12 protein-coding genes and 1 tRNA gene are annotated in these 13,658 nt (G+C 66.8%); 12 read left to right on the top strand and 1 reads right to left on the bottom strand.

What is annotated here, in order from left to right:
- The first annotated feature begins 338 nt into the window (after nt 1-338).
- Genes JOF48_RS02315 through JOF48_RS02305 form a run of 3 tightly spaced genes read left to right on the top strand, consistent with a single transcriptional unit; the run spans nt 339 to nt 3,280 of the window.
- On the top strand, nt 339-1,319 hold the full coding sequence (locus tag JOF48_RS02315; protein WP_342591134.1) for a DedA family protein: 981 nt from the start codon (nt 339-341) through the stop codon (nt 1,317-1,319).
- Nucleotides 1,320-1,329: 10 nt separating this feature from the next.
- On the top strand, nt 1,330-2,547 hold the full coding sequence (locus tag JOF48_RS02310; RefSeq protein ID WP_209676927.1) for an adenosine deaminase: 1,218 nt from the start codon (nt 1,330-1,332) through the stop codon (nt 2,545-2,547).
- Nucleotides 2,537-3,280 carry a MazG nucleotide pyrophosphohydrolase domain-containing protein gene (locus JOF48_RS02305; protein ID WP_245346372.1) on the top strand — a complete coding sequence of 248 codons (744 nt, stop codon included), beginning with the start codon at nt 2,537-2,539 and terminating at the stop codon, nt 3,278-3,280. The genes JOF48_RS02310 and JOF48_RS02305 overlap by 11 nt, the downstream gene beginning before the upstream one ends.
- Here JOF48_RS02305 and JOF48_RS02300 read toward each other — a convergent pair.
- Nucleotides 3,262-4,017, bottom strand: a complete 756-nt coding sequence (locus JOF48_RS02300; protein WP_209676925.1) for a PadR family transcriptional regulator — start codon at nt 4,015-4,017, stop codon at nt 3,262-3,264. The genes JOF48_RS02305 and JOF48_RS02300 overlap by 19 nt on opposite strands.
- Before the next feature lie 633 nt (nt 4,018-4,650).
- Here JOF48_RS02300 and eno point away from each other — a divergent pair.
- The 9 genes from eno to JOF48_RS02260 all read left to right on the top strand — a co-directional run bounded on the left by eno (nt 4,651) and on the right by JOF48_RS02260 (nt 13,645).
- Nucleotides 4,651-5,931 (top strand): phosphopyruvate hydratase, encoded by a 1,281-nt coding sequence (gene eno, locus JOF48_RS02295; protein WP_209676923.1) that lies wholly within the window; start codon nt 4,651-4,653, stop codon nt 5,929-5,931.
- Nucleotides 5,932-6,040: 109 nt separating this feature from the next.
- The gene (locus JOF48_RS02290; protein ID WP_209676921.1) at nt 6,041-6,832 is read left to right on the top strand and encodes an FtsB family cell division protein; all 792 of its coding nucleotides are present in this window, start codon (nt 6,041-6,043) and stop codon (nt 6,830-6,832) included.
- 91 nt (nt 6,833-6,923) lie between these two features.
- On the top strand, nt 6,924-7,541 hold the full coding sequence (locus JOF48_RS19495; RefSeq protein ID WP_342591133.1) for a DUF501 domain-containing protein: 618 nt from the start codon (nt 6,924-6,926) through the stop codon (nt 7,539-7,541).
- A gap of 3 nt (nt 7,542-7,544) precedes the next feature.
- Nucleotides 7,545-8,498 carry a Ppx/GppA phosphatase family protein gene (locus JOF48_RS19490; RefSeq protein ID WP_245346371.1) on the top strand — a complete coding sequence of 318 codons (954 nt, stop codon included), beginning with the start codon at nt 7,545-7,547 and terminating at the stop codon, nt 8,496-8,498.
- Nucleotides 8,499-8,526: 28 nt separating this feature from the next.
- Entirely contained in the window at nt 8,527-10,143 is a 1,617-nt protein-coding gene (locus tag JOF48_RS02280; RefSeq protein ID WP_245346370.1) for a S8 family serine peptidase, read from the top strand.
- A gap of 115 nt (nt 10,144-10,258) precedes the next feature.
- Nucleotides 10,259-11,719: an NAD(P)/FAD-dependent oxidoreductase gene (locus tag JOF48_RS02275; protein WP_209676918.1), complete on the top strand. Its 1,461-nt coding sequence runs from the start codon at nt 10,259-10,261 to the stop codon at nt 11,717-11,719.
- A 140-nt stretch (nt 11,720-11,859) separates the two neighbouring features.
- Entirely contained in the window at nt 11,860-12,360 is a 501-nt protein-coding gene (locus JOF48_RS02270; RefSeq protein WP_245346369.1) for a GNAT family N-acetyltransferase, read from the top strand.
- 127 nt (nt 12,361-12,487) lie between these two features.
- Nucleotides 12,488-12,563 (top strand) — tRNA-Leu (locus JOF48_RS02265).
- Nucleotides 12,564-12,799: 236 nt separating this feature from the next.
- Nucleotides 12,800-13,645: a Bax inhibitor-1/YccA family protein gene (locus JOF48_RS02260; RefSeq protein ID WP_209676915.1), complete on the top strand. Its 846-nt coding sequence runs from the start codon at nt 12,800-12,802 to the stop codon at nt 13,643-13,645.
- Nucleotides 13,646-13,658: the final 13 nt, after the last annotated feature.

Genomic DNA, 13,658 nt, shown 5'->3' with positions numbered 1-13,658 from the left:
GGGCTCCGGCAAAACTTCCTTGGCCATGCGCAGGGCCAGGGGCCCCGCGTGCGCAGCAGCAGCGGTGGCGCAAGTGACGCCTCCAGCCGGGCGCATGGGTTAAGTTCCTGCCACGCAGGTGCACCCGCCGCATCCAGCCAACCGCCGCGGCGCGGCCCCGACGGCAGGCGGGCCGTCCGCCGTCGCAATTTATGGCGCGGCTCCGTCCGGGGACGGAGCAGACCCCGACGAAAGTAGTGGAGGCAGCCGTCGAATATCCACCGCTGGGTGGATACAGCGCGGGGGGCACCGTGGGAAACTTGGTTTAGTCAACCACTATCGGAGAGGAACCGTCCAGGGTGGATTTTTTACACATAATCGGCCAGCTGAATGTCCTGATTGAGCATTCCGCCAGCCAGTGGTGGGTCATTCCGCTGGTGAGCCTCTTTTGCCTGATTGACGGCTTCTTCCTGTTCCTGCCCAGCGAAACCGCCATTGTCGCCCTCGCCTCCATTGCCGCGCGCAGCGGGGAGCCCAACATTTGGCTGCTGATCCTGGGCGCGTCCATCGGGGCAATCGTGGGCGACAACATCGCGTACCTCATGGGCCGGAAGCTGGGCACCACGCGGTTCGCCTGGATGCGCCGCCCGCGCGGTGCCAAGGCGTTCGCCTGGGCCGGGAAGGAACTGGAAAAGCGCGGCGCCATGCTTATTTTCACGGCCCGCTACATTCCGGTGGGCCGGATCGCCGTGAACTTCACCGCCGGCGCCACCTATTTCCCGTGGCGCCGCTTCGCCCTGCTCGACAGCATCGCCGTGGTTACCTGGGCGGGCTACTCCGTGGCCGTGGGCACCTTTGCCGGGCGGTGGGTTCACGACAACCCGCTGCTGGGCGTGGGCATCGCCATCGTCTTCGCCATTGCGATTGGCTTCATCGTTGACCATGCCATGAAATACCTGCACCACTTCCTGGAAAAGCGCGGCCGGATCGCGCCCCGGCCGGCACCCGGCGCCGCGGCTGCCGAAGTCGCCGCCCGCGTCCAGGCAGAGGCCGCGCAGGCCGCGGCAGCCCAGGCCCAGGCTTCTCCCGCCGAAGCCGCTTCACCCGGGCACGGCTCGGAGGGACGCGCCGGCACACCGGCGGCAGGTGCGCCCGTGGCGAACGCGGGGGAGGCACCCGGGCAGGTTCCCGCCGTCGGGCATCCCCCGGAAATCCCCGCAGTGGTGCCGGATAACGCCGTGCCGGGGCCGTGCACCTCGCCCCTGCCGGTGGTCGCGGCAGTGCGTGCGCCGCGGCACTGGGATCCCAGGAAACTAGCGCAGCATGACACTCATCCCTAGAGTGGGAAACGTGACTAACCCAACTTCAGAGCAAGCAGCCCCGTCCATCCCCGTTGTGGACCTCAAATCGCTGCCAAAGGTGTCCCTGCACGACCATCTGGACGGCGGTTTGCGTCCCGAAACCATCATCGAGCTCGCGGCCGAGGCGGGCCACGAGCTGCCGGAAACCGATCCCGACGCGCTGCGCGCCTGGTTCCTGGAATCGGCGGATTCGGGCTCGCTGGAGCGCTACCTCGAGACCTTCGAGCACACCATTGCCGTGATGCAGACGCACGGGAACCTGGTGCGTGTGGCCCGGGAATTCGTTGAGGACCTTGCCGAGGACGGCGTGGTCTACGGTGAAGTTCGCTGGGCCCCGGAGCAGCACTTGGCCGGCGGGCTCTCGCTGGATGAGGCCGTCGAAGCCGTCCAGGAGGGCCTCGAGGAGGGCATGGACCTGGTCGATGAGGCCGGCGGCTACATCGAGGTGGGCCAGATCATCACCGCCATGCGCCATGCCGACCGCGGCTCCGAAATCGCCCAGCTGGCCGTGCGCCACCGCGACAACGGCGTGGTCGGCTTCGACATTGCCGGCGCCGAGAACGGCTTCCTGCCCTCGCGCTTCAAGGAGGCTTTCACCTACCTGGCCGAGAACAACTTCCCGGCCACCGTCCACGCCGGCGAGGGCGCCGGGCTGGACAGCATCCAGGACGCCCTGGTCCACGGCCGCGCCCTGCGCCTTGGCCACGGCGTGCGCATCGCCGAGGACATCCACCTGGACGTGGAGGAGGTTGACGGGAACGACGTCGGAACCCTCACCCTGGGTGACTTGGCGCAGTGGGTGCGCGACCGCCAGATTCCGCTGGAGCTGTGCCCCTCTTCCAACCTGCAGACCGGCGCAACTGCTGCGTTTGGCCCCACCATTGCCGAGCACCCGATCGACCTGCTGCACCAGCTGGGCTTCAATGTCACCGTCAACACGGACAACCGCCTCATGAGCGGGGTGACCTTGAGCGGCGAATTCGGGCTGCTCGTGGAGACCTTCGGCTACGGCCTGGACACGGTGCTGGAACTGACGCTGAATGCGGTCCACGCATCGTTCCTGCCCATCGAGGCACGCGAACAGCTTGCCGACTTCATCCTCGAGCACTACGACGACGTCATGGATGAAATGGACGATTTTGAGGACGACGACGAGTTCGAGGCGTTCGACGCATCAGACCTGGACGAATCCGAGCTTGAAGACTAATCCATCACCGGACGCCAACGGGCGGGCCAATTCCACTGAGGTGGAAATGGCCCGCCTTGTTGGCGTCATTGCAGACCTCCGCGAACACTGCAGGTGGACGGCGGCCCTGACCCACGAATCGCTCATGCCCTACCTGATCGAGGAATCATACGAGCTGGCTGACGTGGTGGAGGCGCCGGGACCCCTCGATGCCAAGGAACTGCAGGGCGAGCTGGGCGACGTGCTGTACCAAGTGGTGCTCCACTCGCTGCTGGAGTCCGAGTCGGGCGGGTTCACGCTGGGGGACGTGGCGCAGGCGCTGCGGGCCAAGCTGGTCCGGCGCAACGGCCATGTATTCCGTCCGGACGGGACCCTGCAGGATCACTTTCCCGAAAGCATCGCCGAAATTGAGCGAAGCTATGAGGCTGCCAAGGCGACGGAAAAGTCCTCGCAACATTCGGTGTTCGATTCCCTGCCGGCATCCCTGCCCGCCCTGTCACTCGCCGCCAAGACCCTGGACCGGGTGGAGGGCCGCACCGGCGGCAGGGCCCCCGATGCCGCCCATCGAATCGACGGCGATCAGGGCGGTCAGCCGCAAACCGAGGATGAGCTGGGCCAGCTGCTGTTCGAGGTGGTGCGGGCCGCCCGGACGCAGGGCCTGGACGCGGAACGCGCACTGCGCACGGCCGTCCGCAAGTTCCAGCAGCGGCCTTCGGCCGGCGGGAAAAGTCCGGGTCAGTCCGCCAAGAGCTGATAGATGGTCCGGCGTGCGGCATCGAGGGCCTCGGTGGCGCTTTTGATCTGCTCCTCCGTGCCCGCCATGGCGATCTGCTGCACGGCGCCGCCGAGCTTGTGCATCTCTGCCCGCAGCTCGGTGCCGGCGCCCGCCTCCTCGTTGACATCGGCCCACACCTGCGCCATTTCGTCCGGGTTCTCCGCAACATAGGCCTTGCCCGCCTCAGTGAGTGAGAACTCCGTGCGCTTGCCCTCCTCGGAGGAGGCAATCAGGCCCTCCGCCTGCAGTGCAGCGAGTGCGGGATAGACGGAACCGGGGCTGGGGCGCCAGGCGCCGTCGGTGTGCATGGCGATGGCCCGGATCATGCCGTAGCCGTTGTAGCTGTGCTGGTTCAAAAGAGACAGGATGGCGCTGCGGACATTGCCCTTGCGGACCCTGCCGCCACGGCCGCCCGGACCGAAACCCGGGCCAAACGCGCCCGGTCCGGGTCCGAAACCGCCCGGTCCGAAACCGGGGCCGCCGGGTCCGAAGCCCGGGCCGCGCCTGCCGCCGGGCCCAAAGCCGCGTCCGCCGGGGCGTCCGCCGCCTTTGGGGCCTTCGTCGCCGAAGCCGCGGTCGCGCCCGCGGCCGTGGCGGTCTGGAAATTCGCCGTCGCCCGTGGGGGAGTGGGGGTCGTGGTGGCGCCGGGCGCGGGGGCTGCGCTGTCCCCGGCGGTCGGAATCATTGAATTCTGGGGAAAATGGAAAGTTTTTCATGGGGTGTTTTGCCTAATTTTCTTGCGGGTGCTTCGCGGGGAAGCCCGGGTGAAGTTGTTGTAGTGGGCGGCGGAGGCGGGAACCTGATCGGTTGGCGCATCCGGCCCGGGCGGGGCGGCGCTGGAGGCCGCCCACTGACTGTTTCAAAACGCGATTTGGAATGTCGCGATACTTAACGATATATCGCTATGTTCTTTATCGTCAAGGGGCTGGGCGAAACTCTTTTTCCCGGCGGGCTCCAGGCCAGCAGGGGCAGTTGGCGGCCCCTTCTTCGCGCGATGGGTCCTTGGCGGCGGGCGGTGGATGCCTGGACCGTGCTGTTCTGCGCAACGACAGCTGCCGGCCTGACGCATAACAGTGTTCTGCGGCAGGTATGACCCTGGCGGTGCGCAGAACAGCACGCTTAGGGCTCCGGCGGGGCAGGAGCGTTGTGCAAGGAGGGTCGCAGGGGGTTGCCGGCGGCGCGGAAAGCCGGGCACCCGGCGTCGCGCTTCAAGGGCAGGAAAGGCGTGGCGCAACGCCACAATCATGCTGGGAGCGTAGCAATGAGTGCCTCGTCACGCTGTCAGCTAGGATTGAGGCGACAGCGTGGTCGAACGTTTACCGAATAAAGCTGACTATTAGGAGCAACACGTGGCACTTATTGAAGCCATCCATGCACGTGAAATTTTGGATTCCCGAGGAAACCCGACCGTTGAGGTTGAAGTTCTCCTGACCGATGGCGCCATGGGCCGCGCTGGTGTTCCCTCCGGTGCATCCACCGGTGCTTTTGAGGCCGTTGAGCTCCGTGACGGCGACAAGGGCCGTTACCAGGGCAAGGGCGTTTTGCAGGCAGTCGAGGCTGTCCTGGAAGTCATCGCACCCGAGCTCGAGGGCGTCGACGCAACCGACCAGCGCCTCATTGACGCCATGATGATCGAACTCGACGGCACGCCCAACAAGGGCAAGCTGGGCGCCAACGCGATCCTCGGCGTCTCCCTGGCCGTGGCCAGCGCCGCTGCAGAGTCGGCCGGCCTGCCGCTGTACCGCTACCTGGGCGGCCCCAACGCGCACGTTCTGCCCGTGCCGCTGATGAACATCCTCAACGGCGGCTCGCACGCCGACTCCGACGTCGACATCCAGGAATTCATGGTTGTCCCGCTCGGCGCAGCAACCTTCTCCGAGGGCCTGCGCTGGGGTGTTGAGGTCTACCACAACCTCAAGGCCGTGCTGCAGGAAAAGGGCCTCTCCACCGGCCTGGGCGACGAGGGCGGCTTCGCCCCGAACCTGCCCTCCAACCGCGCTGCCCTGGACCTGATCCTGGAAGCCATCAAGCGCGCAGGCTACGAGCCCGGCAAGGACGTTGCCCTGGCCCTGGACGTCGCCTCCTCCGAGTTCTTCAAGGACGGCGCCTACCAGTTCGAAGGCAAGGCACTCTCCGCCGAGGAAATGAGCGCCTACTACGCAGAGCTCGTTGCCGACTACCCGCTGGTCTCCATCGAGGATCCCCTGGATGAAGACGACTGGGCAGGTTGGAAGACCCTCACGGACACCATCGGCGACAAGGTGCAGATCGTGGGCGATGACCTCTTCGTCACCAACCCCGAGCGCCTGTCCCGCGGCGTTGAGACCAACACGGCCAACTCGCTGCTGGTGAAGGTCAACCAGATCGGTTCGCTGACCGAGACCCTGGACGCCGTGTCCATGGCCCAGCGCGCCGGCTTCACCACCATCACCTCGCACCGCTCCGGCGAGACCGAAGACACCACGATCGCCGACATCTGCGTTGCCACCAACGCCGGCCAGATCAAGACCGGTGCCCCGGCCCGCTCCGAGCGCGTTGCCAAGTACAACCAGCTCCTGCGCATCGAAGAGGAACTCGACGATGCAGCGGTCTACGCAGGCCGCAGCGCCTTCCCGCGTTTCAAGGGCTAAATAACAGCAAGGGCCGCGGCAGCTCGCTAAGGTTGGTAACAGACCTTGGCGGCTGGCCGCGGCTTTGCCGTCCCCACGGTCTTTTGCAGCAGGATTTTTTAGGAGTTCCATGTCCACGCGACGGCCCTCAGTGCCCAAGGCGCAATTCACCACAGGAATTGCCAGCGCCCCACGCAGCGAGGGAGACGGCCCGGCCACTTCCGGCACGACGGCGGAGCCCGGCTCCGGCGGACTGCCCGCCAAGGGTTCCGAAAAGGTTGGTGCGGGCAGCCCCGACAAGGGCGGGCGGAAGGATGCGCCCAAGCGTGAGCGCAAGCCGGCGTCGGACCCCAACGCCCGCAGCCGCCAGGAAGGCGTGGTGCATGCGGCCGAAAACAGCCCCGTCCCGGCGCGGACATTTTCCGGCCGGCTGCTGGCCCTGGGCCTGACACTGGGCGTGTTCACGGTGCTGCTGGCCCCCAACGTCCACACGTTCATGACCCAGCGCGCAGAAATTTCCGCACTTCAGGCGGACATTGCCGTCCGCGAGACGCAGCAGGGCGACTTCCAGGCGGAACTGGCCCGCTGGGACGATCCCGCCTACGTCAAGAAGCAGGCCCGCGACCGCGTCAGCATGCTCATGCCGGGGGAGACCGGCTACTGGGTCTACGGTGCCGACGGCGTTGCCGGGCTGGAGAACTCTGTCCAGGAGGCGCAAGCCGCCGCCGGCCAATCCACAAGTGCCAAGTCGGCCACCGAGGTGAAGGAATCGCACTGGGTGGACAACCTGTGGGGCGCCGTGAAGGAGTCGGCCACGGTCCAGGCCCCGGCAGAAAAGCCGGCAGAAAAGCCCGCGGACAAGCCTGCCGATCCCGCCAGCGCGCCGGCTGCCGATCCGGCGGACCCCGAACCCGCACCGTAGGGTTCCGCCCGGCCCGAGACGCCGGGCCTCCCGATCCACGCTAAAATGGCTGGTTGAACCAACCGGAAGATGTTTCATGAAAGGCCCCTTCGTGCCCGCAACCGCAAGCTCCACCCCCGACGGGCGCGTCCCCAGCCAGCAGGACCTGGACACGCTCAGCCGTCAGCTCAACCGGCCGGTGCGCGACGTCGTCGAGATCCCGGCCCGGTGCGTCTGCGGCAACCCGCTGGTGGCCGCCACGGCTCCGCGCCTGAGCAACGGCATCCCGTTCCCCACCACCTTTTACCTGACGCACCCCGTCCTGACCGCCGCGGCCTCACGCCTGGAAGCGGCCGGCATGATGAACGAGATGACCGAGCGCCTGGGCACCGACGACGAACTCGCCGCCGCCTATGAAAAAGCACACCTGAGCTACATCGCTGCCCGCGAGGCCATCGGCGAGCGTGCCGGCACCGGCCCCGTGCCTGAAATTGCCGGCATCTCCGCCGGAGGCATGCCCACACGCGTCAAGTGCCTGCACGTGCTGATCGGCCATGCCCTTGCTGAGGGCCCCGGCGCTAACCCGCTCGGCGATGAGGCACTGGCCGCCGTCGCCCCGTGGTGGACCGCCGACCGCTGCTACTGCGAGGGCGCCTGGGACAACGCCGCACCCGTCCCCAACAAGGACCTCAGCCGCCACGTCAAGCACCTGAACCAGCAGGAGAAGTAACCCATGCGCGTTGCAGCCATCGACTGCGGGACCAATTCCATCCGCCTGCTCATCGCCGATGTCCTCCCCACGGACGACGGCGGCACGCGCCTTTCCGACGTCCACCGCCTCATGCGGGTGGTCCGGCTGGGCGAGGGCGTGGACGTGACGGGAATCCTGGGCGAGGCTGCGCTGGAACGCACCTTTGCGGCACTTGACGAGTATGCGGAATTGATCCGTTCTGCGGAGGTGGACCGGGTGCGCTTCGTTGCCACGAGCGCCACCCGGGACGCAAGGAACCGGGACGTATTTGTTGCCGGCGTCCGGGCCCGGCTGGGCATCGGCCCCGAAGTGGTCAGCGGCAACGAGGAAGCAGCACTTTCCTTTGCCGGGGCAGCCAGCGTCCTGCCGCTGACGGAGGACCGCAACATTCTCGTAGTGGACCTCGGCGGCGGCAGCACCGAATTTGTCATGGGCACCGCATCCGGGGTGGGTGCGGCACTGAGCACAGACATGGGCTGTGTGCGGTTCACCGAACGCTACCTCAGGAGCGACCCGCCCACGGAAGCTGAAATCACCGCCGCGGAAGCAGCCATCGCCGCCAAGCTGGACGAGGTCCTGGCCGCTGTGCCGCTCGGCGACGTTGACGGGGTCGTCGGTGTGGCCGGGACCATCACCACCATCACGGCCCACGCCCTCGGCCTGGCCCACTACCAGCCCGAGGCGATTCATGCCGCCGTCGTGCCCCTGGAAAAAATCGATGCAGCCGCAACATCACTGCTGGGCATGACGCGTGCGGAGCGTTCCGCATTGGGCTTCATGCACCCCGGCCGCGTGGACGTCATTGGCGCCGGCGCGCTTATTTGGCGCACCGTGCTGCGCCGCCTCGCGGCCGTGACCGGCGGGCGGGTGGAATCGGCAACCACCAGTGAACACGATATTCTTGACGGAATTGCCCTGGGTGCCGCCAAAAGCTGACCTTTCCCTCTCTTCGAAACGAGCCTTCATGCAGTTTGCCCCTCGGTTGCGTCCACTCGCCGCCGCGTTCATGAGCGTTGCCCTCGCGGCCGCATTCGTTGTGGCGGGGGCCGGCGGCGCATCTGCAGACGACATTCGCGACCGCCAGTACTGGCTGTCGCAGTCGGGCATCGAGGCGGCGTGGAAGGTTTCCAAGGGCGAGGGCGTCAAGGTTGCCGTCATCGACAGCGGCGTTGACAAGTCACACCCGGACCTCAAGGGCGCCATGGGCCCCGGGACCGACATCTCCGGGGCCGGCGACGCCGACGGCAGCAAGGGGATCGGGGCCGAACCGGAACACGGCACGCTCGTGGCCACCATGCTGGGCGGGCGAGGGCACAAGACCGCCTCGCCGACGGCCAAGCCAAGTGCCAAGCCCAAGGCCAAGTCCAGCGCGAGCGCCAAGGCCACGGAAGAGCCGGAAGCCGGGGGGCCGGACGGCGTCATCGGCGTGGCGCCGGAAGCTGAGCTGCTGAGCGTTTCGGTATGGCTGGGCAGCGACAACCCCTCGGGGAAGAACATTGACGACCAGATTCCCGCCGCCGTGAAATGGGCCGTCGACCAGGGCGCCAAGGTCATCAACATGTCCCTCGGCAGCACCTCCACCGCCTGGCCGCAGAGCTGGGACGACGCCTTTGCCTACGCCGAACAGCGCGACGTGGTGATTGTGGCGGCCGCGGGCAACCGCAAGTCAGGCAGCGAACAGGTGGGTGCCCCGGCCACCATCCCCGGCGTTCTGGCCGTGGGCGGGCTCGACCGTGACGGCAGCGCCAGCGTCGACTCGTCCTCGCAGGGCATCAGCCTCGGCGTCAGTGCACCGGCCGAAGACCTCATCGGCGGGCTGCCCGGCGGCGGCTACGCCCAGTGGAGCGGCACCAGCGGCGCCGCACCCATCGTCTCCGGTGTCGCGGCCCTGATCCGCTCCAAGTACCCGGACATGAGCGCCGCGCAGGTCATCAACCGCATCATCTCCACGGCCAAGCCCGCCGGCGACGGTGTCCCCAACGCCATCTACGGCTACGGCATCCTCGATGCCGAGGCCGCCCTGACGGCGGACGTCCCGGTCGTCGAGGCCAACCCGCTGGGCAGCATTTCCGACTGGATCCGGGTGCACCGCCGCGGCCAGGAGGCGCCCCCGGCCGAGGGCGGCGAAACCGGCAACGTGGTGCCCCAGCCCGAACCGACACTCGTGGACCAGGCCGCACCGAGCCCCATCCCCGCCGCGCAGGGCTCGGGCGCACTGCCGGCCACACTGGTGATCGGCTCGCTCGTGCTGCTCCTCGGTGTTGGCGGTGTGGGCGCCTGGCGGATTCTGCTGGCGCGGCGGCGCGCAGAAGGCGCCCAAGAGGCGGCGACCGGCGGCCCGTCCGACGGCGGACCCTCCGGCGGCGGTGCGCCCGGCGGTTCGGGTGGTTCCGGCAGTGGGACATCGGGACCAGCCACGCCCGTTGGGGCCCCCACGGCTGCCGTGTCCGGCACAACGGCACCGACAGGTCCTGCTGGCCCGGCTTCGGACCAGAATGGGCCCGCCACCACACCGGCGCCCGATGCCAAGCAGGGCCATCCGGGCCACAGCGCCAAGACAAAGCCGGGCCACAAACACTGACACGCCGCCGTCTCCGGCCCGGCCCGGAACGCCGGTGACGACCATCGAAAAGTTGCGTTACGCCGTCGTGTAACAGGGCTAGTGAATGTTTTCACAATCGGGGTACAATGGAGACATGGCAATCACACCCACCTTTTCCGAACGCCCGCGCGTCCTTGTAGTTGGCGGCGGCTACGTTGGCCTGTACACGGCCTTTAACCTGCAGAAGAAGATCGCGAACTCCGGTGGCATAGTCACCCTCGTCGATCCACTGCCCTACATGACGTACCAGCCGTTCCTGCCCGAGGTGGCCGGTGGCAACATCGAGGCACGCCATGCAGTGGTCTCCCACCGCAAGCACCTCAAGCAGACCGAGCTGATCCAGGGCTCCGTCACCAGCATCGACCACGAGAACCGCACGGCCGTCGTCGCACCCGCAGACGGTGGCGCAAACATTGAACTGCCGTACCACGACGTCGTCATTGCCGCCGGTGCCGTCACGCGCACCTTCCCCATCAAGGGACTTGCCGAGGCCGGCATCGGCCTCAAGACGATTGAAGAAGCCGTAGCGCTGCGCAACCAGGTCCTCGACCTGATCGAGCAGGCCTCCACGGAGACCGACCCCGAGGCCCGCAAGCGTGCCTTGACGTTCGTCGTCGTCGGCGGCGGCTTTGCCGGCATCGAAACCATCGCCGAGCTCGAGGACATGGCCCGCGCCGCCGTCAAGCTCAACAAGCGCGTGGACCAGTCCGAACTGCGCTTCGTCCTCGTTGAAGCCATGGGCCGCATCATGCCCGAGGTCACCGAGAAGCAGGCCGTCTGGGTTGTGGAGCACCTGCGCAGCCGCGGCGTCGAGGTCCTGCTGAACACCTCGCTGGACAACGCAGAGGGCAAGGGCATCAAGCTCATCAACCTCCCGGACAAGACCGTCGCCCAGGAATTCGAGGCCGACACCCTGATCTGGTGCGCCGGCGTCATGGCCAACCCCATGGTCCGCGCCACCGGCTTCCCGATCGAACCCCGCGGCCGCGTCTCGGTCAACACCAACCTGCAGGTCACCGGCGAATTCGGCGTCATCCCGAACGCCTGGGCTGCCGGCGACGTCGCCGCTGTTCCGGATGTCACCGGCGGCCTGCCGGACGGCACCTGCGTCCCCAACGCCCAGCACGCCCTGCGCCAGGCCAAGCGCCTTGCCAAGAACCTGTGGGCCAGCCGCTTCAACAAGCCGCTGAAGGGCTACAAGCACAAGAACCTCGGCGCCGTTGCAGGCTTCGGACCGTGGAAGGGTGTCGCCAAGATCATGGGCATCCAGCTCAAGGGACCCCTGGCCTGGCTCGCACACCGCGGCTACCACGGCCTGGCCATGCCCACCGTGGAGCGCAAGTTCCGCGTGATCATGGACTGGTTCGTCGCCGTGTTTGCCGGCCGCGACCTCGCCCAGCTGGAAAACCTGGACAACCCGCGCGGCGCATTCGTCGCGGCTGCCACCCCGGCACCGAAGCCTGCTGCCAAGCCGGCCCCGGCCGAGGACGCCAAGGCCGATCCGGAAAAGTCTGAAGAAAAGAACGGCGCCAAGGAAACTGCTGCTGCCAAGTAGCCGTACCTGAGCCAAGCACGACGGCGGTCCTCCCCACATGCGGGAGGGCCGCCGTCGCGCTTTGGCCGGCTCCGAGGCAGTGCCTTTCGAATCCGCGCCCGGGCATGTTCCACGCTGTCCGCCACGGCTATGCTGGGGGCATGATCATTCGACGCGAGACCGCGCCCGACAGGCCGGAGATTTTCGCCGTCGTAGAGGCAGCCTTCCCGGACTCCGTGGAGGCGCAGCTGCTGCGCGAACTGTTCGCCGCCAGGGAGTACCTGCCGCAGCTCTCGCTCGTGGCCGAGGGTGCGGGCGGCGAGATCTTGGGGCACGTCATCACCACGCGCGGCTGGATCGGCAGCACGCCGTCGCTGGGGCTGGGGCCCATTGCCGTGGCGCCGCAACGCCAGCGGCAGGGGATCGGCTCCGCGCTCATGCGGGCCAGCATCGATGCCGCCAATGCGATGGGGGAGTCCACGCTGGTCCTGCTCGGCAGCACCGACTACTATCCCCGGTTTGGCTTTGTTCCGGCCGATTCCATGGGCATCACTTCCCCGGACCCGTCGTGGGGATCGCACTTCATGGCGCTGGCGCTGGACGCGCACGTGCCGGGGGTCCACGGCCACTTCAAGTACGCGGAGCCGTTCAACGCACTGTGACCGGAGGGTGTTGCCAGCCTGAATTCTGGCCGGCGGCCGTACATCTGCGCCGGCCATGGGACGGTCCACCGGGTTTCTGCCGACGCCGGTGAATCCAGTAGTGTTGACATGTGCCGGAGACGGCCGCGCCCCCGTAGCCCAATGGCAGAGGCAGTGGACTTAAAATCCATTCAGTGTCGGTTCGAGTCCGACCGGGGGTACCAAAATTCTGCACAATGCCGCGGATCTTGAAGCGTGGGAGAAGCTCATTGGGCTTCTATTTTTGGCAAAAATGTCCATTAAGTGTCCACTTTGAACCCCGGCAAAGTGAACTGGGCCTGTGTGTTGTCTGGGAATGCGCTGGCAATGCTGAATCAGCGGAACATTTGGCCCGCCGCAGACGTCCTACTTGGTAGAGTTGAACAATCTATCTACCCCCTATTTTGGAGGAAGCAGCATCATGGCACTTGGTGGAAACCCGGTCTTTGCCAACAACAAGAACTTCAAGGACGCGCCCGCAGGCCAGCGCGGCTACATGAACGCCGGTGCCGACACCATGGCCGCCCAGTCCCAGTTCTCGGCCCAGCAGTTGCAGGACCTGTACAACAAGCCGTCTGCCAACGCCTCGCAGACCGGCCGGATGACCTACGACGACGTCATCATGAAGACCGTCGCCACCCTGGGCCTGGTCCTGGTTGGTGCAGCCGTTGGCTGGATGTTCCCGGCACTGATGTGGCCCGGGATGATCGTGGGCCTGGTCCTGGGCCTGGTGAACTCCTTCAAGAAGGAGCCCTCCAAGGCACTCATCCTGGCCTACGCCGGTTTCGAGGGCTTGTTCCTTGGCGGTCTCTCCGGCGTGCTTGACAGCATCTACCCCGGCATTGCCATCCAGGCCCTTCTGGGCACGCTGAGCGTGTTCCTGGTGACCCTGGTGCTGTTCCGCAACGCCAAGGTCCGCGCCACCCCGAAGATGACGCGCTTCTTCATGATCGCCCTGGGCGGCTACGCCCTGTTCTCGCTCATCAACTTCTTCCTGATGATCTTCAACGTCACCACCACCCCATGGGGCGTCAACGGCATGGACATCCCGGGCACCAACATCCCCTTCGGCGTGGTGATCGGCCTGTTCGCCATCGGCCTGGCCGCGTTCTCCCTGATTGTCGACTTCACCTCCATCGAGCAGGGCGTCCAGCGCGGCCTGCCCGCCAAATACTCCTGGACCGCCGCGTTCGGCCTGACCGTCACACTGGTCTGGCTCTACGTGGAGATCCTGCGCCTCCTGGCGATTCTCCGGGGCAACGACTAGCTGCCCCAGGCAA

The sequence above is a fragment of the Arthrobacter stackebrandtii genome, from assembly GCF_017876675.1.
GTDB lineage: Bacteria > Actinomycetota > Actinomycetes > Actinomycetales > Micrococcaceae > Specibacter > Specibacter stackebrandtii.
The sequence above is the reverse complement of the archived record's forward strand: the minus strand, read 5'-3'. Positions and strand labels throughout refer to the sequence as shown.

Coding starts and splice junctions, on each gene's coding strand:
- JOF48_RS02300 (WP_209676925.1), bottom strand. CDS start 4,017: ATGAAAAACTTTCCATTTTCCCCAGAATTCAATGATTCCGACCGCCGG.
- JOF48_RS02290 (WP_209676921.1), top strand. CDS start 6,041: ATGTCCACGCGACGGCCCTCAGTGCCCAAGGCGCAATTCACCACAGGA.
- JOF48_RS19490 (WP_245346371.1), top strand. CDS start 7,545: ATGCGCGTTGCAGCCATCGACTGCGGGACCAATTCCATCCGCCTGCTC.
- JOF48_RS02280 (WP_245346370.1), top strand. CDS start 8,527: ATGCAGTTTGCCCCTCGGTTGCGTCCACTCGCCGCCGCGTTCATGAGC.
- JOF48_RS02275 (WP_209676918.1), top strand. CDS start 10,259: ATGGCAATCACACCCACCTTTTCCGAACGCCCGCGCGTCCTTGTAGTT.
- JOF48_RS02270 (WP_245346369.1), top strand. CDS start 11,860: ATGATCATTCGACGCGAGACCGCGCCCGACAGGCCGGAGATTTTCGCC.
- JOF48_RS02260 (WP_209676915.1), top strand. CDS start 12,800: ATGGCACTTGGTGGAAACCCGGTCTTTGCCAACAACAAGAACTTCAAG.